The 24,770-nt window shown below is 52.9% G+C and carries 23 protein-coding genes and 1 pseudogene; 18 read left to right on the forward strand and 6 right to left on the reverse strand.

What is annotated here, in order from left to right; genetic code table 11:
• Positions 1-82: 82 nt before the first annotated feature.
• The 4 genes from MIH18_RS17910 to MIH18_RS17925 all read right to left on the reverse strand — a co-directional run bounded on the left by MIH18_RS17910 (position 83) and on the right by MIH18_RS17925 (position 6,137).
• Positions 83-1,693, reverse strand: coding sequence for a phosphodiesterase (locus tag MIH18_RS17910; RefSeq protein ID WP_249005973.1), 1,611 nt, complete (start codon positions 1,691-1,693; stop codon positions 83-85).
• Positions 1,694-1,875: 182 nt separating this feature from the next.
• Entirely contained in the window at positions 1,876-3,936 is a 2,061-nt protein-coding gene (locus tag MIH18_RS17915) for an ABC transporter permease subunit (protein ID WP_249013147.1), read from the reverse strand.
• Between the two features lie 17 nt (positions 3,937-3,953).
• A complete protein-coding gene (locus MIH18_RS17920) occupies positions 3,954-5,006 on the reverse strand; it encodes an ATP-binding cassette domain-containing protein (RefSeq protein WP_249005971.1) in 1,053 nt (350 codons plus the stop codon).
• 201 nt (positions 5,007-5,207) lie between these two features.
• Positions 5,208-6,137 carry an ABC transporter substrate-binding protein gene (locus MIH18_RS17925; protein ID WP_249013148.1) on the reverse strand — a complete coding sequence of 310 codons (930 nt, stop codon included), beginning with the start codon at positions 6,135-6,137 and terminating at the stop codon, positions 5,208-5,210.
• A 625-nt stretch (positions 6,138-6,762) separates the two neighbouring features.
• On the opposite strand from MIH18_RS17925, the gene MIH18_RS17930 reads away from it, so the two are divergent.
• The 9 genes from MIH18_RS17930 (at position 6,763) to MIH18_RS17970 (ending at position 15,929) form a co-directional block, all read left to right on the forward strand.
• Positions 6,763-7,146: a PAS domain-containing protein gene (locus tag MIH18_RS17930; protein ID WP_249005969.1), complete on the forward strand. Its 384-nt coding sequence runs from the start codon at positions 6,763-6,765 to the stop codon at positions 7,144-7,146.
• Positions 7,147-7,338: 192 nt separating this feature from the next.
• Positions 7,339-7,647 (forward strand): hypothetical protein, encoded by a 309-nt coding sequence (locus MIH18_RS17935; protein WP_249005968.1) that lies wholly within the window; start codon positions 7,339-7,341, stop codon positions 7,645-7,647.
• 91 nt (positions 7,648-7,738) lie between these two features.
• Positions 7,739-8,881: a zinc-binding dehydrogenase gene (locus MIH18_RS17940; RefSeq protein ID WP_249013149.1), complete on the forward strand. Its 1,143-nt coding sequence runs from the start codon at positions 7,739-7,741 to the stop codon at positions 8,879-8,881.
• Positions 8,881-9,939 carry a proline racemase family protein gene (locus tag MIH18_RS17945; RefSeq protein WP_249013150.1) on the forward strand — a complete coding sequence of 353 codons (1,059 nt, stop codon included), beginning with the start codon at positions 8,881-8,883 and terminating at the stop codon, positions 9,937-9,939. The genes MIH18_RS17940 and MIH18_RS17945 overlap by 1 nt, the downstream gene beginning before the upstream one ends.
• 212 nt (positions 9,940-10,151) lie before the next feature.
• Positions 10,152-10,766 (forward strand): transcriptional regulator BetI, encoded by a 615-nt coding sequence (gene betI, locus MIH18_RS17950; RefSeq protein WP_249005965.1) that lies wholly within the window; start codon positions 10,152-10,154, stop codon positions 10,764-10,766.
• Between the two features lie 40 nt (positions 10,767-10,806).
• Positions 10,807-12,276 carry a betaine-aldehyde dehydrogenase gene (gene betB, locus MIH18_RS17955; RefSeq protein ID WP_249013151.1) on the forward strand — a complete coding sequence of 490 codons (1,470 nt, stop codon included), beginning with the start codon at positions 10,807-10,809 and terminating at the stop codon, positions 12,274-12,276.
• Between the two features lie 26 nt (positions 12,277-12,302).
• Positions 12,303-13,988, forward strand: a complete 1,686-nt coding sequence (gene betA / locus MIH18_RS17960; RefSeq protein WP_249013152.1) for a choline dehydrogenase — start codon at positions 12,303-12,305, stop codon at positions 13,986-13,988.
• Between the two features lie 117 nt (positions 13,989-14,105).
• Positions 14,106-14,528 carry a sel1 repeat family protein gene (locus MIH18_RS17965; RefSeq protein ID WP_249013153.1) on the forward strand — a complete coding sequence of 141 codons (423 nt, stop codon included), beginning with the start codon at positions 14,106-14,108 and terminating at the stop codon, positions 14,526-14,528.
• A 645-nt stretch (positions 14,529-15,173) separates the two neighbouring features.
• Entirely contained in the window at positions 15,174-15,929 is a 756-nt protein-coding gene (locus MIH18_RS17970) for an ice-binding family protein (RefSeq protein WP_249005961.1), read from the forward strand.
• Between the two features lie 197 nt (positions 15,930-16,126).
• Here the strand turns inward: MIH18_RS17970 and MIH18_RS17975 are convergent.
• Positions 16,127-16,636, reverse strand: a pseudogene (locus MIH18_RS17975) (sodium-dependent transporter); the annotation flags it as partial.
• Between the two features lie 86 nt (positions 16,637-16,722).
• Positions 16,723-17,727 carry an MBL fold metallo-hydrolase gene (locus tag MIH18_RS17980; RefSeq protein ID WP_249005960.1) on the reverse strand — a complete coding sequence of 335 codons (1,005 nt, stop codon included), beginning with the start codon at positions 17,725-17,727 and terminating at the stop codon, positions 16,723-16,725.
• 256 nt (positions 17,728-17,983) lie between these two features.
• Here MIH18_RS17980 and soxC point away from each other — a divergent pair, with 256 nt between their 5' ends.
• The 9 genes from soxC (at position 17,984) to MIH18_RS18025 (ending at position 24,765) form a co-directional block, all read left to right on the forward strand.
• Entirely contained in the window at positions 17,984-19,315 is a 1,332-nt protein-coding gene (soxC, locus tag MIH18_RS17985; protein ID WP_249013154.1) for a sulfite dehydrogenase, read from the forward strand.
• A complete protein-coding gene (locus tag MIH18_RS17990; protein WP_249013155.1) occupies positions 19,302-19,979 on the forward strand; it encodes a cytochrome c in 678 nt (225 codons plus the stop codon). Before soxC ends, MIH18_RS17990 begins: the two co-directional genes overlap by 14 nt.
• Positions 19,980-20,024: 45 nt before the next feature.
• Positions 20,025-20,378: a sulfur oxidation c-type cytochrome SoxX gene (soxX, locus tag MIH18_RS17995; RefSeq protein ID WP_249005957.1), complete on the forward strand. Its 354-nt coding sequence runs from the start codon at positions 20,025-20,027 to the stop codon at positions 20,376-20,378.
• A gap of 19 nt (positions 20,379-20,397) precedes the next feature.
• Positions 20,398-20,892 (forward strand): thiosulfate oxidation carrier protein SoxY, encoded by a 495-nt coding sequence (gene soxY / locus MIH18_RS18000; RefSeq protein WP_249005956.1) that lies wholly within the window; start codon positions 20,398-20,400, stop codon positions 20,890-20,892.
• Positions 20,893-20,917: 25 nt separating this feature from the next.
• Positions 20,918-21,229, forward strand: coding sequence for a thiosulfate oxidation carrier complex protein SoxZ (soxZ, locus tag MIH18_RS18005; protein ID WP_249005955.1), 312 nt, complete (start codon positions 20,918-20,920; stop codon positions 21,227-21,229).
• 55 nt (positions 21,230-21,284) lie between these two features.
• A complete protein-coding gene (gene soxA, locus MIH18_RS18010) occupies positions 21,285-22,124 on the forward strand; it encodes a sulfur oxidation c-type cytochrome SoxA (protein ID WP_249005954.1) in 840 nt (279 codons plus the stop codon).
• A gap of 23 nt (positions 22,125-22,147) precedes the next feature.
• Positions 22,148-22,456 carry a hypothetical protein gene (locus MIH18_RS18015; protein ID WP_249005953.1) on the forward strand — a complete coding sequence of 103 codons (309 nt, stop codon included), beginning with the start codon at positions 22,148-22,150 and terminating at the stop codon, positions 22,454-22,456.
• Between the two features lie 84 nt (positions 22,457-22,540).
• Positions 22,541-24,298 carry a thiosulfohydrolase SoxB gene (gene soxB / locus MIH18_RS18020; protein WP_249005952.1) on the forward strand — a complete coding sequence of 586 codons (1,758 nt, stop codon included), beginning with the start codon at positions 22,541-22,543 and terminating at the stop codon, positions 24,296-24,298.
• The gene (locus tag MIH18_RS18025) at positions 24,295-24,765 is read left to right on the forward strand and encodes a hypothetical protein (RefSeq protein WP_249005951.1); all 471 of its coding nucleotides are present in this window, start codon (positions 24,295-24,297) and stop codon (positions 24,763-24,765) included. Before soxB ends, MIH18_RS18025 begins: the two co-directional genes overlap by 4 nt.
• Positions 24,766-24,770: the final 5 nt, after the last annotated feature.

Consider the following 24,770-nt stretch of genomic DNA (forward strand, 5'->3'; position numbering starts at 1 on the left):
GTGCCGCAGCCGTCATGTCGGTGGTTCCCGAAATAGACTTGGCACTCGCCATAGAGCTGGGCCGCGCCAGCTGTTCTGGACGTTATGAGAAAGGAGCGGGACGTGCGAAGTAGTATCCCTGCTGGAAAAATACGCCCGCTTCGTGCAGCCAGTTCCGGTCCTCTTCCGTCTCAACGCATTCCGCAATCAGCGTCATTCCAAGGGTTTTTATGAGTGGCACAAGACCGGTTACCAGATCCTGGGCGCGCTGATCCAGCGCCGCTGCGCGGACAAAAGAGCCATCGAGCTTGAGCTTATCCAGCGGATATTGCCAAAGGTACGACAACGACGAATAGCCCACGCCGAAGTCGTCGGCAGCAATCTGAATCCCGCGCTCGTGTACGGCCTTTAACGGCTCCAGCACCAGTTCCGGTGAGCTGAATACCCGCTCTGTGAGTTCCAGAGTCAACCAGCTTGGTGGCAGCTTACTCTGGGTCAGGGCGCGATCCAGTCTTTTCAAAAAGTCCGGGGCCGTAATGGTATTGGCGGTAATGTTGACCGCTACCGGCTTGCCCATGGACATCGCTTCATGACACGCACGCTCAAGCACCCAAAGATCGAGATTAACGATAAGCTGCATTTCTTCAATCACTGGAATAAAGTGCCCGGGCAGGATCATTCCCCGCCATGGGTGTTGCCAGCGGATCAGGGCCTCCATAGAAACCGTTTCCCCGGTACGTGTGTCAACCAAAGGCTGGTAATAGAGTTGAAACTCAGATTCACGAAGGGCGCGCTGGGCTTCAGCCGGTACCCAGCTGTGGGCTAATACGTGGTCTTCCAGGGCTAGGCTGAAAAATGAGTGGTTGACGCCGGAACGCCGGGTCCGTTCAAGGGCGATGGTGGCCCGCCGTTCCAGATCCTTTGCAGTTGAACCGTCCTGAGGAGATCGGGCGATGCCCACATTTATGCGAAGCATGAACTGAAGCAGACCAACCTTCAGGGGTTCATCAAACAACAGGTCCATGGCCTGAATGCGCTCAACGGTATGGTTGTCACTTTTATGCTGGATGAGCAGAATAAACTCGTTGCCGGCTATCCGTCCAACGCACTCATCCTCGGCTAGCGAACGCACGATACGTCCGACAGCCTGATGGAACGCGTGATCACCCAAATCCTGGCCCAAGGCCTGGTTAATACGCCTCATGCCTTCGATTTTAAGCCGAAGGACGGCCCATTGAGTGTTGGGATGGCGGTTGAACGCTTCTTCAGCTTGTGCCATGACCACCCACCGGGTTGGAATGCCCGTGGTCGGGTCCATCTCCCGGAGTTCGTGCGGGTTATCCTTCAGGGGTTGGTTGTCGGTCAGTACAATGGCCAACGCGAGCACTTCCCGGCCTCTTTTTGTATTCACAGGAATGAGTTCCCAGGCTACATCCAGGCTACCAACTCGCTGGCGACAGTTTTGTAGATCGCCTCCCATAGCCTTGGAGTGGGCCTCTCGTAGTCCCCGGTTTCCCGCCGTTTCGGGGAATAAGGTGTCGATGTGTTCCCCGAGCGAATGTTGATCTGGATTAAGAACCTTGTCGATACTTTCGCCACGGCCAGCCATAAGCACGCCAGCACTGTTAAGCAAAAGTTTTATACCGGGGGTATCTTCGACTGGAAAATCATCGAGGAAACTGTTCGGATCCCAATTCCATTTGCCATTTGCCATATATCCGATTCCTCAGCTGCTGCTTTCATGCGTTCGTGCAGTATGGCATTGATCTCCCGCGATTGTGTAAGCGACACCGGCCGGCTTCAACTACCCGCCAGCGCCAACAGCAGATGAATGATTTATTGTCGGGAAACCAGGCAGGTTAGGCTATGGATAATAAACCTGTCCCGGTGTATCGGTTAAGCAAGCCCCAGCACTTTCTTACGCTGCTCTGCCCAGGTATGAATCAAGTGGTCTACGGCCAGACCAATAAAGGCAACGCACAAACCGAGCACGATGCCTTGGCCCATACCGTTGGCTTCAGATAAAGACTGCATGATGAGCTGACCTAAGTCGTCGGTCCCGATAAAGGCGCCGATGATGATCATAAACAATGAGAATATGACGGTTTGGTTGATGCCCAGCATGATGTGCGGGAAAGCCAGGGGCAGTTCAATTTTCAGTAAACGCTGCGTGCGGTTAACTCCTGACATAGAACCGGCTTCTTGCAAGCTTTTTGGCACGTTACTCAACCCTTCCACGGTGTAACGTGTGGCAGGGATGGTGGCGTACACGATCACCGCAATAAGCACCGATAAGTCGCTTACACCAAACAACATGATGACCGGGATTAAGTAAACGAACGACGGAAATGTCTGAAACGTGTCACAGACCAGCAATATAAACTTGGTTGCCTTGGCGCTTCGCGAACACAAAATGCCGACGCTACAGCCAATAGTGACGGAAATGATGACGGCAAAGGTGGCCATGTAGGCTGTAATGAGGGCGCGATCCCACCAAGGCGTCAAGGCAATAAAAGCGATAAAACCCGTTACAATCATAGCAGAGCGAAGGCCGCCAACGATGTAACCGGTACCTGCAACCAAGAGCAAAGTGGCCGCGACGGGCATCGCTAAGTAGGCTTCTTTCATGGGCATCAGAATCGAGATGATCATAAAGGCATTGAAGCTTTGTACGCTGTCGTAAGTGTTGGTTATGATCCAGTCAACAATAGAATCCCAGAATTTTTCAGTGGTAAGCCCTTGTGATTCATGAACAAAGTAGAAGTAATTGGCTTTGTCTGGAAAAGCCACGGATGCCACATAGGCAGCAACGGAGGTGAAAATCAGAATGCCCACGAAGGCGAGTGAATACTTGTGACGCAAATGAAAGGGTACGTCAGCGAAGTAATCCACCTGCTTTTTCGCCCAGGCCAAGGATAACCTGTCCAGAACCACCGCAATCAAGACAATGGATATACCCAATTCGAGGGCCTGGCCTATCTTGAGCATATTCAACGAAACAAGTAAGTCGTAGCCCAAGCCCTTTGCCCCAATAAATGATGCGATAACCGCCATAGCCAAACACTGCATGATGACCTGGTTCACCCCGATTAAGATGTCATGGCGTGCGGTAGGGATGAGTACTTTAAACATCAGCTGGCGTGAGTTGCAGCCACTCATCATGCCGGCTTCCACCACTTCTGGAGAAACCTTTTTAAGGCCCAGAATGGTGAGGCGAATCATTGGGGGAGTGGCAAAAATAACCGTTGAAATAGCACCGGCGTGGTCACCAATGCCGAAGAACACCACCACTGGAATCAAGTACGAGAAGTGGGGCATGGTTTGAGCCACGTTCAATAGTGGCGCCAAAACAGCCTCGAAGGTTTTGTTCCTGAAGGCGACAATGCCTAAGGTTAACCCCAGCAAAACCGATAAAGGCACGGCCACCAACACAAACGATAAGGTTTGCATGGCGGGTGTCCACTGACCAAATACGGCAATGTAAATGGTGCTGATGCCGGCCAGAAGTGACAGGTTGCGGCCACCAAGATATTGCCCTGTTAAAAAGGCACCCGCAGCAACGGCGGGCCACGGCAGTGCCGGAATTCGAGCCCACTCGTTTTCGCTAATAAAATCCCAGCTGGTGAAGGCCACAACGGTTTTGACGCCCCCTAACAGGAGCTCACGAATCAGGTTGATGCTGAACAGAACCACGCCAGACAAGTCGCGGGTAAACTCTTTCATCATGGTCGACTGTTCGGTGATGTCTAACTCGGCATCGTAAGTCTCGACCACCCAAAAATCATTGATTAAGAACTTAAGGCCGTCGTTAACAACGTCGGGAAGCAACCAAAATCGGGTTTCTTGCAGGCGCCATAGGTTACCACCTGTGGCTGGGTCGATAGCCATCACAAGGCCAAAGAACACTACCAATAGGGCGACAAACTGCGTCCATTTATGTTCGGTAAAATATTGCATTAGGCTTTGCTCATAACTTAGTTATTAACTGGCATGCTGTTAGTTTCACCAAACAAGACGTCTATCATAATGTTGCGGTTTAAAGCGCCAACAATATTGCCCTCGGCATCAATGACAGCCACTGGGTTTTGCTCGGTTAGAACAGATCCAGCTACAGTTTCGATAATGGCATTGGCAGAGACAGTGACGTCGCTCATCTTGGCGGTTGCGTCGTAATCTTCCATGATGGTTTTGCAAGAAAGTACGCGCTCACGAGGTACGCCACGGGTGAACTTGGCGACGTATTCCGTGGCTGGCTTGAGTACAATGTTGGCCGGGGTGTCAATTTGTTCGATGACGCCGTCTTTCATAATGGCAATGCGGTCGGCTAGGCGTAGCGCTTCATCGAAGTCGTGGGTAACGAATAAAATGGTTTTGTGCAATACACTTTGCAAGCGCAGAAACTCGTCTTGCATTTCCCTGCGAATCAACGGGTCCAGGGCCGAGAAGGGCTCATCGAGGAACCAGATTTCAGGTTCTACGGCCAATGAGCGGGCAATGCCGACACGCTGTTGCTGACCACCGGAGAGTTGGCGCGGAAAGTCGTTTTCGCAACCTGTGAGCTCTACCAGGTTCACCATGTCCATCGCACGGGCCATGCTGTCGCGGGTGCTTATGCCTTTTGCCTGCAAGGGTAAGGCAATGTTTTCCAGAACGGTTTTGTGAGGCAGAAGGGCAAAACTTTGGAATACCATGCCCATTTTATTACGGCGAATGTTGATGAGTTCCTTTGCATTCATCGCAAGCAGGTCTTCACCATCAATAAAAATATCGCCTGCAGTGGTGTTTATCAGGCGTGAAATACAGCGTAAAAGGGTCGATTTACCAGAGCCTGACAGGCCCATGATGACGAGCATTTCACCTTTGTGCACTTCAAAAGAAGCGTTGTTAACACCAATGACACAGCCGGCTTTGAGTAATGATGCTGTATCTACTTTTCCGCCGGATTGTTCCAGAATTTTTACAGCGTTATCGCCAAAAATTTTATAGACAGACTCGCACTTGATGACCGGCTGAGCTGACGTTGACATAATCAAATTCCTGTAAAAAAAGAAGTGCTAAAAGATAGGGTTGATGGCAATAATTCAGTGAATATATCGGACTAACAAGCGCAATAGAGTATTGTTGCACCGCGTCAATAGCACTGCTGTCACTGAAAAAAAACAAATAAATAGAGATTCTTAATATAAAAGCTAACCTGAATGCAGCGCACTCAGGTTAGCGTATTTAGATTACAACCAGGCTTTCCAAGTTGCTTCGTTATCAGCCAGCCATTTAGTAGCGGCTGCTTCGTGGGACATACCATCGATGTCTACCAATGCTGCCATATTGCCGATATCGCTTTTGGTAAAGGATACGTTGTTAAAGATCTTATAAGCGGTTGGCCATTTCGCGGGCATTTGATAATAAGCGGCTTTCTTCAACCAACCTGCTGGGGGCGAACCACACTTGCCATCGCCGCCGTCTGATTTCTTGCAGCCCTCTGTATACGCGGGAAATTCAACGAAGCTGCCACCGTCACCGGCATCGGTGAAGTTGGGTGACCAGTTAAATACAACCACCGCACGGTTGTCTTTGGCTGCAGACTCCAGTTCAGCCCAAAGTGCACCGGATGACCCGGCAAACTTGGCTGTAAAGTTCATATCAAGAGCTTCAATGCGGTCCAGGGTTTCCTGGCCATGCCAGTCCATAGGGCCGTCAAGATAACGCCCTTTGCCACCACTGCCTGGTGTTGCAAACAGTTCGGCACAATCGTTCAGCGCTTCCCAGGAGGGTAGGCCCGGGCATAAGTCGCCTACATACGCGGGGTACCACCACTCTTCTTGGGTAACAGAGGCGTGGGTGCCCACATCAATAATGCCGCCAGCGTCTAAAGCGTTGTTGAAAGACTTGCCAAAAGTAGACTGCCAGACTTCATGGGCAATAGTAACGTCGCCGTTACGAACAGATTCGTAAACCGCTTGGCTATCGGCAGGTACGTAAGAAACGTTATCGCCGATGCTTTCAAAAATACCGCCAATAACGTAAGCCATAGTAATTTGGCTGGTCCAGTTATGGGTGGCAATGACAATAGGCTCTTTTGAATCTGCCTGGGCTACCGTCGCGCCAAGCACTAGTGAGCTAACTGCAGCGGCAGTAGCAAGTTTGTTTAAAAATCTCATACACATCTCCGAAAAAGTATTGTTATCAGTAATTGATCGTTTCTTTCTTTGTCTCGTACTTTCTTTCCTACTTTCTTTGATCGCAGGCAAATTCCTGTTTCGTTTTTAGCTAAAAATTATATCTGGGCAAAAAGATAGACGGCAACGACGGCATCGCGAGCTTTTTTAAAAGCACGACATTGGGCCAGCACCTAAAATGGCACGTCTAAAAGTCACAATGACTTCGGTTTTTAGGTCATGCGCGCCAGGGTTAAATGTGTCAATGGCGCAATGCTATGAAGGCTGTATCTTTCTTTGAAAAGGCTGCATCTGTCGTTGAAACAGAAGGCCGAGGGCGGTCAGGCCGCCGATGAAACGCGAGATCTCGAGAAAACGCCGGAAGAAAGCGCTCGAACTGGTCAAGCAGGAAAAATACTTGATAACTCGTATGCCAGGACCAGCAGGCTAACACATCTTAGGTGTCGGCGTTTTTTTCACTCGAGGAAAACTGGATAGGCAGGGCTCTGAAAAATAATTTTGCCCCGGTCTATCGCGTTGCGGGTATTGATACAGCGCCGGCCGCTGTGCGTATATACAAGAATGGTCGTTTAACTCGGGCCAGTGTGTTTAATACAAAAGGAAATGTATGAATAATTCCAAAGAATTGCTGCAATCCCCACTTTTTCAGTCTGTTGCGGGTCTGGCTTTCGAGTCGGTGATGGTGACTGACGTGACCGATGATCATAAAAATTCAGTGATCATTTATGTCAACCAGGCCTTTACCGACCTGACCGGCTATTCGGCCGATGAAGTGATGGGCAAAACGCCTGGTCTGCTGCAGGGTCCGAAGACCGATAAAGCGGAAACGGATCGTTTGGCTGACGATCTGAAGCACAATCGGACCTTCCACGGCAGCACCATCAACTATCGCAAAGACGGGTCACCTTTTACCATTGAATGGAAGGTATCGCCGGTGATGGACGGCGCTAAGGTCACACATTATGTGGCGGTGCAGAGAGCCGTTGACTAAGATTTACAAATTCATCTTGGAGTACACCGAGTCAAGCCTGAATGCTGGCTTGACTCGGTTTATTGGCGTAACTCAGGGCTGATTCAGATTCCCTCTGGTTGTGATCAAGCGCCCCGCACGTAAAATTTTGAAGTTGCACCAGAATTCGGGTAGCCGCAACAGCAGATGTTTTGCCCAGAACGAGGAAGAACATTGAAAAAAATCATAGCGATTTTTCTTGCCGTTTTTGTCGTCGGTTGTTCAACACAGAAAGAGGTTACGACTCTGGATGACCTGAAATCTGCTGTGACGGGTGAAAAGCCGGCGGGGTATCCGAAAACATACATAAAGTCTCTTCCGGACCGCCCCGGGTTTTGCATAAAAGTAACAGAAAATTGGAAACCGCAAGATTATCAGGGGCAAACGGTCTGGTTGAGGGAAAAAAAGATAGAAAGTCTGAATTGCCCTTGGTATGACATGCAGTGGCAAGACCGATCCGCCATTCGGCGTGGCCATATGTGAGCGCAGAAAGCTGTTAGGTAAAACCCGTTGACGTGGTGATCGTCGCTGCAACTGTTAACATCGGGATTCTACTTGGCAAGAGCGCGCGCTTATGATTCCCAATACTATGAAAGCCATGGTTTTAACCGGCCATGGTGGTATCGACACGCTTGAATACCAGACGGTACCGACACCTGAGCCGGCGCCAGGGCAGGTGCTGGTGTTGGTAACAGCCACAGCCAAAAACAACACGGATCGCAAGGCCCGTGAAGGACTTTACCCTACTAAAAAAGGAGAGATGACGTCTTTCCAAATGGGTGGCAAGCCGACGCTGATTTTCCCACGCATTCAGGGTGCTGACATAGCCGGTCGCGTTGTGGCCGTGGGTGAAGGTGTTGATGAAAGCCGCATAGGCGAACGTGGCTTACTGGATTTCAATATTTACGCCGATGCCCGCACAGATATTAACCTGACCCCTGATTACTATGGCCACGGCGCGGATGGTGGCTATGCAGAATATGTCGCGCTGCCTTCGAACCAGTTTCATCACATTCCCAACCCCGAATTGTCCGACGCTGAACTGGCGTCAATGGGCATGTGTTCTTACCAAACGGCCTATCACATGGTCACCTCGGCAAATATTCAGGCTGGCGAGCGGGTACTTGTCACGGGTGCCAGCGGCGGTGTGGGTACTGCGTTGATTCAATTGTGCCGCATTGTGGGCGCTATCCCCTTCGCTCTGAGCAAAGACGACAAAGCCGATGCGTTGCTTAAGCTTGGGGCTGAGGCCGTACTGGATCGCTCTGACATGAACAGCTTTGTTGACCGGGTTAAATTGGCAACGGGCGGCAAACCATTCGACGCGGTGATGGATCTGGTGGGCGGAGAGATGACCGACACATTCATCGACACCATGATCTTTGATATGAAGGCCCGCAGCACCTATCCGCGGTTGAGCATCGCTGGTGCAAGTGGTGGCAACATCAGCGAGATTCTCTGGACCCGCATCTACCTTTATCAGGTACAAATTTTTGGGGTCTCACACGGTACCCGTGACGAAGCCGACCAACTCATGGCCTGGATTCGTGAGGGGAAATTGAAGCCGGTACTGCACGGCGCGTTCAAACTGTCGGATTTGCACCATGCCGAGGTCTATTTTGAAAATCGGGGCAGCAATTATCTCGGCAAGATCGTGATTGTTCCCGACGCGCAATGGGACGAGCATGGTAAGCCTTTCACTCTGGAGAACGTGTGATGAAACCGGAACTGACCATTCAGTTGATGGATACCCATGCCGGTGGCGACGTTAGCCGGATTGTTACCGGCGGCATTGATCCGCTGCCGGGGGGCACCGTGCGGGCCCAGATGGAATACCTGCGGGACAATGCCGATGGCTTGCGCCGTTTGTTGCTGGAGGAGCCCCACGGTATTCCCGAGATGTCTGTAGACCTGCTGGTGCCGCCGACAGACCCGCGAGCAGCGGCCGGGTATATCATCATGGAAGTGATGGGGTATCCGATTTACTCTGGTTCCAACACTATCTGCACGGCCACCGCTGTTCTGGAAGCGGGCATTGTGCCCAAGCAGGAAGGCCGGCAACAGTTCCTATTGGAATCGCCGGCCGGGCTGGTGCAAATAGACGCAACGGTGCGTGACGGGGTGGTTGAATCCATCACCTGTGAAGGTCTGCCCAGCTACATCCACACCTACAGGGCTACCGTTGAGGTGCCGTCTTTGGGAAGGGTAACCTACAGCGTTGCTTACAGTGGCGGTTTCTATGCGCTGGTCGATGCGAAAGAGTTGGGGTTCGACCTTACTCTGGATGAAGAGCGCAGGCTTGCCGAGGCGGCTCATGCCATTGTTGAGGCGGTGCAGGCGGAACGACGTTTTTCCCATCACACGTTGGGCGATGTGGGGCCCTTGCCGTTTCTCCACTTTATGGGCCCCGTAGAGCATGTGGGCGAAGGCTATTACCGTTCCCGTTCCGCGACTTATGTGCATCCCGGCGTCATCTGCCGCAGCACCACTGGCACCGGAACCTCGGCGCGGCTGGCATTGATGAATTACGAAGGTACCATCAAACCCGGTGACCGGCTGGAAACTGTTTCTCTGCGGGAAACCAGCTTCATCGGCGAGTTCAGTGCCGTAGAGCAGAACGGCGAGGTCCAGATGGTGAAGAACCAGATTACCGGCAAGAGTTATGTGATTGCCCGTTCCGATATTGTCGTCAACTGTGACGACCCCATGGTTGAGTGCCGCAGCTTGCACCACATTTTGTCCGGTCAACAATCAGGCACTACAGACCCGCTGTGAACACGATTGTATTGGCTAATTAAAGGGCATTTTTCTGCGGACTATGCGGACAAATAGTGGGTATCTGTTTGATGCTCGTTCCCCGACTTACCAGACTCTGATCGGTTATTTTTTGTACTTCTGCAGGTTGCAGCTCCGTTGTAGTTTCTGTAGCCTTAAAGTTAATTGAACGTTCAATTAATAAACTCAGGGCTATAAAGTAGCGAATAATCATGGCAAAAATTGGAGTGAAAGACACCCGAAAACAGCAGCTGATCAAAGCAACGATGGAGTCGATTGCGGAACTGGGGATGCAGAATACCACCATTATTAGCATCAGCAAACGCGCGGGAATGTCCTCGGGCATCATCAGCCACTATTTCGGTGGTAAGCAGGGCCTGATTGAAGCAGCGCTTCGATATTTACTGGACCAGCTGGGAAAAGAGCTTCGTGAGCGTATGGCGAAGACCGACGGGTCGCCGGAACAGCGCCTGGACTGCATCGTTGATTCCAACTTTTCCAACTTCCAGCGCTCGGCACTGGCGGCAAAAACCTGGCTGAGTTTCTGGTCGCGGTCCATGCATGAGCCCGGTCTGCAACGTTTGCAGCAGATCAACAATGCGCGTCTTTATAGCAACCTGCGTTATTCCTTCGCCCAGGTGATGGAGCCTACAGCTGCGACCGAGGTGGCGCGGCAAACGGCGGCGATGATAGACGGGTTCTGGCTGCGTAGTGCGTTGAGCCTCGACCCACAGGAAAGTTTCGAAGCGGGTGAGCGGCTGTGTAAGCGCTTTATACGGGACACGCTGGCCCGGCCCCAGGCAACATTTAGTAGCCGCATCGTTTAAGCAGAATCACTCATTATTCACGTTAAGGTTTGACGCTTTTATGTCCCACTCAGTACCTCGTTTACAGAACTTTATTCACGGTCGCTTCTTTGCCAACAATACCGGTGAGGTGTTTCCAGTTGTCAATCCGGCCACGGGCAAAGTGATCTACGAAGTAGAAATAGCGGATGAATCTGTGCAGCAGGCCGCCATTGAGAGCGCCCGGGCTGGATTTACAGAATGGGCTGCCATGCCTGCCGTGCAGCGCAGTCGCATTCTTCTGAAAGCCGTCGCATTACTGCGTGAACGTAACGACGAGCTGGCCGTTATTGAGGTTCTGGATACCGGCAAACCGTTGCAGGAAGCCCAAGCCGTTGACATCGTAACGGGCGCAGACTCGATTGAATTTTTTGCCGGTCTGGCGCCGTCGATTGAAGGTAACCAGCAGGATCTTGGGGGTGACTTTTATTACACCCGCCGGGAACCGCTGGGCATATGCGCCGGTATCGGCGCCTGGAACTATCCGTTACAGATCGCCTGTTGGAAGTCTGCTCCGGCACTGGCGTGTGGCAACGCGATGATCTTCAAACCTTCTGAAGAAACGCCAATGGGCGCCACCAAACTGGCCCAGATTTATATTGAAGCAGGTGTTCCTGCCGGTGTGTTTAACGTCGTGCAGGGCGCAGCAGAGGTCGGCTCCTGGCTGACTCACCATCCCGAAATCGCCAAAGTGTCGTTTACCGGCGAAGTAGGTACCGGCAAGAAAGTCATGGCCGCTGCGGCTACTACGTTGAAAAGTGTGACCATGGAGCTGGGTGGTAAATCCCCGCTCATTATTTTTGACGATGCTGATCTGGAGAATGCCATCTCGGCCGCCATGGTGGGCAATTTTTATACCCAGGGCGAAGTCTGCACCAACGGCACCCGAGTGTTCGTGCATGAGGATATCTACCCGAAATTCATGGAGCGTTTGCTGGAGCGTACCCGCAACAACATCCTGCCGGGCGATCCGATGAACCCGCAAACCAACTTTGGTGCGCTTATTTCTGAAAAGCACCGCGAGCTGGTTTTGAGCTATATCGCTAAAGGTGTGGCAGAAGGCGCAACACTCCGTCACGGAGGTCACGGATTTGAGCCGGAAGATTCCAAGGGCGGCTATTTTGTTGAGCCGACCATTTTCACCGACTGCACTGACGATATGGCGATCGTGCGGGAAGAAATTTTCGGGCCGGTGATGTCTGTGCTCACGTTCGCCACTGAAAATGAAGTGATTGATCGCGCGAATTCGACTGAAACCGGACTGGCGGCGGGCGTGTTTACCAATGACATTCGCCGTGCCCACCGGGTTGTTCATCAGATGCAGGCAGGTATTTGCTGGATTAACAGCTACGGAGCTTCCCCGGCAGAAATGCCCGTGGGCGGCTACAAACTCTCTGGTATTGGCCGCGAAAATGGCCGCGAGACGATCTCTCACTACACCCAGCTCAAGGCGGTGTATGTGGGCATGGAAGACATCGACGCGCCATTTTGATTTCGGAGCTAAAAAGGGGAACGTGTGTGAACGACAACCAATACGACTACATCATTGTGGGCGCGGGCTCTGCTGGCTGTGTGCTGGCTAACCGCCTGACCGAAGATACCCACCGTAAGGTTCTGCTACTGGAGACCGGTGGTAGCGACAAAAGCATCTTTATTCAGATGCCGACCGCCTTGTCCATTCCGATGAACACCAAAAAATTCGCCTGGCAGTTTGAAACCGAACCGGAGCCTTATCTGGACAACCGTCGCATGCATTGCCCACGCGGCAAAGTGCTGGGCGGATCGTCGTCCATCAATGGCATGGTGTACGTGCGTGGCCACGCCCGCGACTTTGATGAGTGGGAATCACAAGGCGCAGAAGGCTGGAATTACCAACAGGTACTGCCATATTTCAAAAAAGCGGAGACCTGGGCATTCGGCGGTGATCGCTACCGTGGCGGTGACGGTCCGTTGGGCGTAAACAACGGCAACAACATGCAAAACCCCCTGTATAAGGCCTTTATTGACGCAGGTCAGGACGCCGGTTATTTCCCTACAAAGGACTACAACGGCGCCCAGCAAGAAGGGTTTGGCAGCATGCACATGACGGTTAAAAATGGTCGTCGCTGGTCTACTGCGAATGCGTATCTGCGGCCGGCTATGGATCGCCCTAATCTGACCGTGGTTACCCATGCTCTGGTGCACAAAGTGCTTCTCGACGGCAATACCGCTACGGGTGTGCGTTACGAACAGAGCGGTAAGATCCGAGAGGTGAAAGCCACTGAAGAGGTGATTTTGTCGGCAGGGTCCATTGGCTCTCCGCACCTGTTGCAGCTTTCCGGCATTGGTAACCGCGAGGTTCTGGAAAAGGCCGGCATTGAGGTGAAGCACGAGCTGCCGGGAGTGGGTGAAAACCTACAGGATCATCTGGAGTTTTATTTTCAGTTCCGCTGTGAGCAGCCGGTGTCGTTAAACCGCAAGCTCGACTGGTGGAACAAACTGAAAATAGGCGTGCGCTGGATTCTGAAAAAAGATGGCCTTGGCGCCACCAACCACTTCGAATCTTGCGGTTTTATCCGCTCCAAAGCGGGCGTGGAATGGCCAGATATGCAATACCATTTTCTGCCTGCGGCAATGCGCTATGACGGCAAAGAAGCGTTTGATGGCGACGGATTTCAGCTACATGTTGGCCACAACAAGCCCAAAAGCCGCGGCACCGTACACGTAAAGTCTGCTGATCCAAAAGAAGCGCCACGGATACAGTTCAACTATCTGCAGCACAACGCCGACCGGGAAGTTTTTCGGGCGTGCGTCCGCCTCACCCGGGAAATTATTAATCAGCCGGCAATGGATGAGTACCGCGGGCCGGAAATTCAGCCAGGTACCGCGGTTGACAGCGACGAGCAAATTGACGCTTTCGTTCGGCAGACGGTAGAGAGCGCTTATCACCCATCCTGCACCTGCAAGATGGGCATCGATGAGCGTGCGGTGGTAGACCCGCAAACTCGGGTTCATGGCATCAAAAATCTGCGTGTTGTGGATTCATCGATTTTCCCGACCATACCCAATGGCAACCTGAACGCGCCCACCATCATGGTGGCTGAGCGCGCCGCCGATCTGATCCGCGGCAAGGAGCCCCTGCAATCTTTAGATGCACCTGTGGTCATGGATGAACAATGGCAGGTACGTCAGCGTCCAGGAGAGGCAAAGCGGCAGCAGAGCTAATGCTATGGAGTGTTGAGTCGAATGACAAAGGTACTTAAGTACCGTTCACCTTCTCTGCCGGCGCTGCTAACGTGAATTGGTCAAACAATCTTCACGCCACCTGTAAAGGACGCTCTTATGCACCCCACCAGGCACGCACTCAAGGCGATGGCGCTTGTGGTCCTTATCGCTTTGGCGCCGAGCACAACACAGGCAGAACCGGCAGACGACCAGATGCGTGTTGCCCGGGATATGATCCGGGTGCTGGAAGCCTACGCAGTGTACAAAATGGGCCAGTATGATCTGGCGTTTGAGCGCTACATTGCCCTGGCCGAGGATGGCAACCGCCAGGGCATGCTGAACGCCGCCAACATGTACTCTGAAGGCAAAGGGGTAAAGCAAAGCGACAGCAATGCCTTTCAGTGGTATCTCCGGCTGGCAGAATCGGGCGACCGAATCGGTATAGAGGAAACAGCAAAGGCCTACCGGACAGGCACCGGCGTAAAAGAGGATGCAGAACGGGCTCGGTATTGGGAAGAACGTGCCGAGGTTGGAAACTGAGCTAATCGGTCGTTCTTGTCATTTCAACAACTCTTTCTGGCCGACCGCTTTGGCCCTTGGGGTAGTAACGAGCCACGTTCTTCTCCATCCCATTCTAAGGAGTCAACTTGTCCATCCGTTACAAATGCTGACAATTAAAAACATATTTATAGCAGATGTTTCTGTGATCAAGATCTAATGTTCAAGAGTTAGTTCGCAGAAACCCAGAAAGGAAGGCTCAAGTTGTATTTTCTGTGGTATTTGATCTGTTGAATTTAAAATTTTTCTTACATCCAAACCTTGTCAGTTAAGGAAGGCGAGCGTCCGCTCTTCCTCCTTTTGATTTTTCCTAAGCGGGTTGGTTAACTAGCGCGTCGCTATACAATATACAGATTAGATTATGGAAGGTTCGGCTCCCATAATCTACTGTCAACGCTTAATTTTAGAGGGTTAACGCGGTTACGACTGAGGCCAATGATGCCTCATCGGGTAGTGGCTGGAGGCGCTAGCTAGCCACCTCGTTTATTTAATGTCAGTTTTATATTACTTATATAAGTTAAAGTTTGAATTGGAATGCTTATTGCAATATTATCAGGTAAATGACAATAAACAATATTTACCTTTGATGATTTAACTATCATATAACAAGACAAGGATAAAATAACTATGAATATTTCAAAAAGAATACTCTTACCCCTAATTATAGGTGGTTTGTTTTCAGGAAGTACAATAGCAGCGTCTGGCCCGTCTCCCATAAATTTGAGAAGCGCAGGAAGTTTTGCCATTCTTAGTCAGAGCGGTATTACCGATGTTTACCGGTCGGCAATTGTTGGCGATGTAGGTACAAGTCCGATTACTGGTGCAGCGTTACTCCTTAAGTGCGACGAAGTAACCGGAAATATATATACCGTCGATGCGGCTGGTCCGCTTCCCTGTTACACCATTTCTCCTAGTTCGTTGTCTGTAGCAATAAACGATATGGGATTTGCATACGAAAACGCAGCAGGACGAACATCGCCTGATTTTACAGAACTTGGTGCGGGTGAAATTGGCGGATTAACCCTTGCTCCCGGGCTTTACAAATGGTCTTCAAGTCTTAACATTAGTACTGACGTCACTTTTTCTGGCGGTCCGAATGATGTCTGGATCATGCAGGTATCAGGTGAACTGACCGAGGCCAGTGCAGTGAAAGTAGTCTTAGCGGGTGGTGCCTTAGCTAAGAATATTATCTGGCAGGTTGCAGGTTCAGTAACGATTGGAACCTATGCACATTTTGAAGGTGTGGTACTGGGTAAAACATTGATTGCAGTGAACACGGGTGCGTCAGTTAATGGTAGATTGCTGGCACAAACGGCCGTGACACTTCAAAAGAGCAACATTACAGCGCCTGGCAATTTAGGGCTCATAGAACTAAACCCCTAAAACCAGACAGTTCGCTAAGTGGTCTTCCACAGTTAAGCGGCCAGTTTGACCGGGTATGAATAATGAACATCATCTGGCGTTCTGTCATCCAGAGTCTCTGCAGAAAACCGGGACAGATTTATTTTTGAAGGCGTTTATCGGGGAGGCCCTGCAGGCCTCCCCGATCCGTTATAAACAGACTACTTACCCGACGCCGCTTACGATCCGAACAGGTTGTAGATAAATACCGCGCCCACAGCCACTGGCGTAATGTAACGCACGGTGATGTACCAAAGGCGGAACATAGGTTTTGACAGCGCCAGCTCTTTCTCTATTGCCTCCCGTGACATCACCCAGCCGGCGAACACGGCAACAAGCAGTCCGCCCAGGGGCAGCAAAATGTTGGCGGTGAAGAAGTCCAGCAGATCAAAGACGGTCTTGCCCTCCAACATGCCGATCCAGCCCAGTGGCGCAAAATCTGACCACAGGTTCAAGGAAAGGATCGACGCAATGCCCAGCAACCAACACACGGAGCCTGCTATCAGCGTGCTGCGGGTGCGATTCATGCTTTTTTGTTCTTCCAGCCATTCAACGATGGGCTCCAGCAGGGAAATGCCCGACGTCCAAGCGGCGAATACCAGCAATACAAAGAACAGGGTTCCGAACAAGCTGCCCATAGGCATCTGGCCGAATGCCAGCGGCAGGGTCTGAAAGATCAGGCCAGGGCCCGGGTGAGTGCCAGGCCCGACCTCCTGTGTGTCAAACACGATGGGGCCATGGGGCGCATACCCCATCCCAGTCCCGATTTTTCCAATCATTCACTGCCCAGCGCAGACTTCTCCATATCCAGGTAAACGCGATAGGCGTTCGCCTTGTTGGACGCCTCAAAAGCCGGTAGCGATGCGTAGCGGGACCAGTCTGTTTGCTGATATGCGTCCTCGAAAGGGACCCAGTTTTCGACCGCACGTTGCATCTCACTGCGCACAAAGGAGATGTAATCATAGGTGAAATCCAGTGCCACCATCGCATTCCAGGAAGCAGGCCCGTGACCGGGTATCAATACCTTTGGCTCCAGCTTGCGAACCTTTTCGATGGCCTGCATCCAGTTTTCCGTATCCACTTCGGCACTGTTAAGAAACGGCACTCGTCCATTCTGGATAATATCGCCGGAAAAAAGCACCCCTGCGGGTTCAACCATCATCATGCTGTCGTCGGGCGCGTGGGCCGGTCCTGCGTGGTAGATCATGAACCGGTACGCGCCGGACTCCAGAAACGTTTCATCGCTGAATGTGACATCGGGCAGAACCACTCGCGTGTTGTCGTTCACCCAGGGAGCCAGAGCTATTTCGCGTTGCTGCAGTCGCTGTTTCGCATCCGGGCTGGAGGTGTAGAGGTTAAAGCTGTCCTGGGCAATGATTTTGGCGTTCGTCAGGTCTTTGAAGGCCTGAAGGCCATAAATGTGATCGGCGTGATAGTGACTGACCACCACATGAGTGATGGGCTGATCCGTCAGCTTTCGTATTTCGCCGATCATGGCGGCGCCCAGACTGGGTGTCCCCAGGGCATCAAAGACCACGACGCCGTCACCGGTTATTACAAATCCGGCATTTGCAGTGAAGCCCTGATTGGCTGCGTTTGGCACCCCGGATTGACCTGAAAAATAGTAAACATTGTCTACATCCACGGATTCGGCGCCAAAAGGTATCGAGATATCCGGGTAAGTCGGATCAGATTCAGCCAAAGCCGCGTGGGGAGATATAAGCAATCCAACGACGAGGATGCCTAAAAAACCATTAATGTTTCCTCTGTAATGATTCATGTTTCGTCCCTCTCAGTGTTTTTGGATGTTTTGTAACCACCTGTGCAGGCCGTGCTTTTCCCTGTTTTGGCCCCGTTCTACCTGGAAATCTGAACCTTCAGCCGGGTGATGGCGTGCTTAAAAAAACTTGTAACCTACGATTCGGGCGTCTATAAATAAATTATATCCTTATAACATAAACAACAAGACCGCCGTTCAGTCTGTGTACTGATCGCCGGCCGACTGCCCGGGTGAGGGCATCGAAGGAGGACAAAATATGTTCGGCAAGCTCCGCCGGCTTAACCAGAACCTGTCCAGAACTGCTCTGGAAGAGTCAGAACGTTTACCCTCGAACGAACGCCGGCGTTTTCTGCGAAACGGCCTGTTCACTGCCGGTAGCGCCATGGTTGGAGGTGCCCTGGCCGGGCTGTCGCCAAGGCTGGGTGCTGCGGAAGTGGGGTACCCACCAGCGATTCCGCCCTGGACCCGATCCCTCGGCGCAGGCGTTGTCACGGATCCGTATGGGGTTCCGTCGCCCTTCGAGAAAGACGTCATCAGGCGAACCGTTCCCTGGCTTACCGCCGAGCAAACCTCTTCCATCAGTTTTTCACCGTTACAGCATCTGAAAGGCATTATCACGCCGAACGGTCTGTTCTTTGAGCGCCACCATGCGGGCCGCCCCGAGGTTGATCCGCAACAGCACCGCCTGATGATTCACGGTCTGGTTGACCGGCCCATAATTCTTTCGATGGAAGACCTGCAGCGCTTTCCCAGTGTTTCCCAGATCAACTTCATTGAATGTCCCGCAAACGGGGGCATGGATTGGCGCGGTGCCCAGCTCAACTCACTGCAGTTTCTTCACGGCATGGTGAGTTGCGCGGAGTGGACAGGCGTTCGGCTATCCACCCTGTTGCAGGAAGTGGGCATAAAGCCGGAGGGCAAATGGTTGCTGGCTGAGGGCGCCGACGGTGCCGCCATGACCCGCAGCATTCCCATGGAAAAGGCCCTGGACGACGTAATTGTGGCCTATGCCCAAAATGGCGAGGCGCTGCGGCGCGAACAGGGTTACCCGGTACGGCTTGTGGTGCCCGGTTGGGAAGGCAACACCCATGTGAAGTGGTTGCGCCGGCTGGAAGTGGGCGACAAGCCATGGATGCAGCGGGAGGAAACCTCCAAGTACACCGACCTCATGCCGGATGGCACGGCTCACGGGTTCACCTGGGTGATGGAAGCCAAGTCGGTCATTACATCGCCATGTCCGGAAATGCCACTGCGCGGCAGTGGTATTTGCCAGATCGAAGGCATTGCCTGGAGTGGCCGCGGCAAGGTCAGAGCAGTGGACGTCTCGGTGGATGGCGGACGCAACTGGACGCAGGCGCAATTGACCGAGCCGGTGATGTCGAAGTCGCTGACACGATTCTCGCTGGCGTGGCAATGGGACGGCAACCCTGCACTGCTGCAATCCCGGGTAATCGATGAAACCGGTTATGTGCAGCCCACACTGGCACAGCTCAAGGAAGCTCGCGGCACCAATTCGATTTACCACAAGAATGCGATCCAGACCTGGCAGGTGACGCCTGATGGGAGTGTGAATAATGTTCAGCTTTGATAAATCATCGCGAGCTTTGACCGGTTTGGGTTGCGGGGTGTTGATGGCCACGCTGGCGGTTTTTGCCCATGCCGAACCTGCCGGGCATTACGGCTACGGCAAGCCTGCAACCGAGAATCAGATTGCCGGGTGGGATATTGACGTGCGTCCGGATGGCATGGGATTGCCAGAAGGCAGCGGCAGTGTCGACGAAGGCATGAGTGTGTTTGAAGCCCAATGCACATCCTGTCACGGCGCGTTCGGAGAAGGGATGGGGCGTTTTCCCAAACTTGCCGGCGGCGACGGGAGCCTGGCGCAAGACCGCCCGGAAAAAACCGTAGGCAGCTTCTGGCCCTACGCCAGCACCCTCTGGGATTACATTCACCGAGCCATGCCGTTCTTCGCCCCACAGTCCCTGACCGATGATGAGGTGTATGCCCTGACAGCCTATGTTCTCAACCTGAATTACATCGTCGACAGCGATTTTATCGCCAATAAAGAGACACTGCCGCAAGTCAATATGCCCAACAAAGATGGCTTTACCTGGGAAGACCCGCGGCCGTTAGTCAGTAATGAACGCTGTATGCAGGATTGCAGGGGCGAGGTCGAGATTACGGATTCGGCAGTGGGTAAAAATCTGACACCAAGCACCACCGGCCCGCTCGACAAAGGGTTGACGGAATAATGTCTGAACACGGGCCCATTGGAACGTGCCGAGGAGGATTGAGTGATGCGTAAAGTCTTTATTTTTGTGTGTGTAACCACGCTCGTGCTGAGCGCCGCAGCGCCGGCGTTTGCGGAGCCGTCCCAGATCGAAATTGATCAAGGCAAGGAGTTGGCCTTCAGCCGTACGGATGGCAACTGTCTGGCCTGCCATAAGATGGATGACGGCAAACTGGCCGGTAATATCGGGCCGCCTCTGATGCAGATGAAGGCCCGCTTCCCGGACCGGGAAGTGCTGTTCAAACGCATCTGGGATGCAACTCTGTTCAACCCGACGACGGTGATGCCGCCATTCGGACGACACATGATCTTGAGCCAAGAAGAAATCAACCGCGTTGTTGACTATTTGTACACGCTGTAATGGCGGAGGAGGAGTTGCCGTGACTAATGAAAGGCGAAGAGGTTTTTTAAAAGGAATGCTGGGTGCCGGGGTTGCCGGTTTTGCACTGAGTGCGGGGATTGTGCCATTAAGAGTCGAGGCGGCAACGGCCACGGCGCCGGATGTGTCTGGCTGGCCCAAAAAAGCGTTTAATACGCCCGGTGTGGACGCAACCATTGCCGAGTTGTACGGGATGGAAGCAACGGAATCGGACAAGATTTCTATGGACTTGCCGACGATTGCCCAGAATGGCGCCGTCGTGCCGGTGACCGTTGAGTCAACGCTGCCAAATATTACCGGCATCGCCTTACTGGTTGCCAAAAATCCGAATGCATTGGCCGCCTACTTTGAGGTTCCTGACGGCGCATTGCCGTTTGTTTCCAACCGCTTGAAAATGGCCGAAACCACCGATGTGGTTGCCGTGGTCATTTCCGACGGCAAGGCTTACAAAGCAACCAAGAATGTGAAAGTGACCGTTGGCGGCTGTGGCGGCTGACCGTTAGCAGAACAGGAGAATAAAAATGGCGTCCAGTATCAGAGTTCGCGCAGTTGAAAATGGCGGAGTGACTTCTCTTAAAGCCCTGGTTCGACACCCGATGGACTCGGGTTTTGTGAAGGACTCAGCCGGGAATGTCGTTCCCTCGCATTTCATCCAGGTTTTGACGGTTTCCCATAATGAAAAAGATGTGTTTGTGGCGAACTGGGGGCCTGCTGTTTCCAAGGACCCATTCGTCGAATGTCGGTTCAAGGGCGCCAAGAAAGGCGACAAGCTCACTATCAGCTGGGCGGACAACAAAGGCGAGAGCGATTCAACCACAGCGACGATCGGCTAGCGGTTGTCGGCGGCAAGACCGGTCGGTTTTGGTCCGTCGCAGAGGAGGATTGGACATGCTTAAATCGAAAGTCATTCTGGTTGCTCTTGCAGCGTCACTGGCAGTGCCCCAGGTGCTGGCGGGCAGTACGCCGGAAGAGGACCGGAAAGAAACGGTAGCGTACTTCAGGCAGAAGTTCCCCGACGTGCCGCTCAAGGAGTTCGTCAACGGCCAGTACGCACTGGATGAAGATCGACGGAGTCAGTGGGAGTCCCTGCAGGATTTTCCGCCGTATGAGTTCGCGGTAGCGGAAGGCCAGGAGATGTTCGAAACGCCGTTTGCCAATGGCAAGAGTTACGCCAGCTGTTTTGAAAACGGCGGCATCGGCATACGCCAGAACTACCCGAATTTTGACACGGAAAAGAAAGAAGTTATCACGCTTGAGTTGGCCATCAACCGTTGCCGGGAGACAAATGGTGAGAAACCCTTGAAATATAAGAAAGGGGATATCGCATCGATCTCTGCGTACATGGCCTCGACGTCTAAGGGCAAGGCTTTCGACATCAAGGTTCCGGATGAACCCGCGGCGCTGGCGGCCTATCAGGATGGCAAGGAGTTTTACTATAGCCGCAGGGGACAGCTGAACTTTTCGTGCGCGGGTTGCCATGTCCAGAACCCGGGCAACTGGATTCGTGCGGATCTGCTATCGCCAACCTTGGGGCAACCGGCCAATTTCCCGGTGCACCGCTCCAAATGGGGTGAGCTGGGTACGCTCCACCGGCGTTTTGCCGGTTGCAATAACAACGTTCGTGCCGAACCACTACCGGCTCAAAGTGAGGAATATCGGAATCTCGAGTACTTCCTGACCTACATGAGCAACGGCCTGCCGGTGGTTGGCCCGACGACTCGGCCGTAACCGGGAACGAAGAGGTGAAAAGCATGATAAAGAAATCTTCACTGATCATTGCCACGTCGTTTGGCCTGCTGGTGTCGTTGGGCGCCTACGCAGGCCCGAAAGAGGATTTTCAACAGGTCTATTCAGAGGCGGAAAGCACAAATCAGAATGCCGGAACCTTTAAGTGGACGGTGACGTCAGACCGACTGAAGGCCGCCAGATCGGCTGCTGACAGCGGCGACTATGGAAAAGCAAAGACGATGGCCACCGAAGCACGAAATCTTGCGCAAGAGTCCGTGGCGCAGAGAAAGCAACAAGCGGAGGTCTGGCGCAACGTCGCTATTGGCAACTAACCCGTGCCTGTTTTGTGGCGATAGCACCCTGGTGGTCCGGGGTGTGCCGACCAGCGCCAATAACAACAAAGAAAGGAGAGTGCAGTGTCGATTTCCCGCAGAGATTTCCTGGTAGCCATGCAGGCAGCGGCCATCGTCGGTCTTGCCCCAAAGCTTGCGTTGGCGAAGAGTGGAGAAGGGCTGTACGACTCACCCAGGTACGGCAATGCCCGGTTACTTCACCTGACGGACATTCATGCCCAGCTCTCGCCGGTGTATTTCCGCGAACCCAACGTGAACCTTGGGGTGGGGCCGAGCAAGGGGAGGGTGCCCCATTTAGTCGGTTCGCATTTTCTTGAGCATTTCGGAATCCCGGCTGATTCCCGGCGTTCCCACGCCTTCTCCTATTTGAACTACGCCGAAGCGACACAGGAATACGGTCGCCTTGGCGGCTTTGCGCACCTTAAAACCCTGATTGACCAGTTGCGCGAACAGGCCGGCCCCGGGAATTCGTTGTTACTGGATGGTGGCGATCTCTGGCAGGGCTCCGGAACCGCCGTGTGGACTCAGGGCGAGGACATGGTGGAAGCCAGCAACCGCCTGGGCGTTGATCTCCTCACCGGTCATTGGGAGTTTACCTACCCGGAAGCGCAGATTCGCAAGAATATTAACGCCTTCAAGGGCGAGTTTCTGGCCCAGAATGTGTTTTTGTCCGACGAAGCCATGTTCATGGGCGCCGAATCCTTTGACGAAGCCAGCGGGCGGGTATTCAAACCTTACTCGATTCGAGAACTTGGCGGAAAACGTGTGGCCATTATTGGCCAGGCGTTCCCCTATACGCCGATCGCAAACCCCTCCTATTTTATTCCGGACTGGCGTTTTGGTATCCGGGAAAACGAAATGCAGGCGCTGGTTAACCAGATCCGCGAAACCGAAAAGGTGAATGCTGTTGTGGTGTTGTCCCACAACGGCATGGATGTGGACCTGAAGATGGCCAGCCGGGTTTCGGGCATTGACGCCATCCTTGGCGGCCATACCCACGATGCGGTTCCGCAGCCTACAGTGGTGACCAATTCTGGTGGTAAAACCCTGGTCAGCAACGCCGGCACCAATGGCAAGTATGTCGCGGTGCTGGATCTGGACATCGGCAACAGCGGCGTGCGCGGATACGAATACCGCTTGCTGCCGGTGTTTTCCGACATGATCAAGCCAGACGCGGCAATGGATCGTTTTATTCAGGAGGTTCGCGCGCCCTACGCAGACACGCTGGGGGAGAAACTGGCGGTCACGGACGAGCTGCTTTATCGCCGGGGCAACTTCAACGGCACCATGGATCAGGTGATCTGTGATGCCCAGAGAAAAGTGCTGGACGCGCAAATATCCCTGTCACCAGGGTTCCGTTGGGGCACCTCGGTATTGCCGGGCGAGGCGATCACCATGGACGATGTGATGAACGCGACCGCCATTACCTACCCGGAGACCTACGTGCGGGAGATGTCAGGTGCGGAGCTGAAGCTGATTATGGAAGACGTGGCGGACAATCTCTTCAATAAAGATCCCTATTACCAGCAGGGCGGCGACATGGTTCGCGTGGGTGGCCTGGATTACACCTGTGACCCGACCGCCAGTATGAATGGCCGTATTTCCGATCTGCGTCTGGACAATGGCGAGTCGATTCAGGCCGACAAGATGTACAAAGTAGCCGGCTGGGCCACCGTTAACTCGAAGGCTCCAGGTCGCCCGATCTGGGATGTGGTGGCGGATTATCTGAGGTCGGAAAAAACGGTCACCATCGCAAAGTTCAATACCCCACGTTTGAAAAATGTCGAGAACAACCCAGGGCTGGAAGATTATTCGTTATGAAACTCGCCGCAGATTCACTAAAGGTAGGCCTTCGGTGGCTGCTTTATCTGGGTCTCTTCATGATGGCTATGAATCTCCAGGCGGAAGAACCGATCAATCCGGAAAAGCCGTTTGCCGAGAAGTTTCTGCTCATGCAACTGAGCGATGGCGAACCGGAAAAGCAGGCAAAGGTTCTAAGCGTCGCTGCCAATCTTCTGGAATATTACGATCCGGATCTGATTGATATCGAGATTACAACCTTTGGCCCGGGCGTTCGATTGCTGTATGCGGACAACCGCCTTCGGGAGCGAATTACCAGCTTGATGGCCCAGGGTGTCCGGTTTTCGGTGTGTATGAATACCGTGGATACCATCGAAAGAGAGACTGGCGAAAGACCAAAGCTTCATCCTCAAAGTTTGCCTGTGCCGGTGGGTGTTGCCCATATTCTTGAACAAGTTGAGAAAGGATACGTATTGGTTCGCCCCTGATGCAG

It is taken from the genome of Marinobacter sp. M3C (assembly GCF_023311895.1).
In the GTDB taxonomy this organism is placed as follows: Bacteria; Pseudomonadota; Gammaproteobacteria; order Pseudomonadales; family Oleiphilaceae; genus Marinobacter.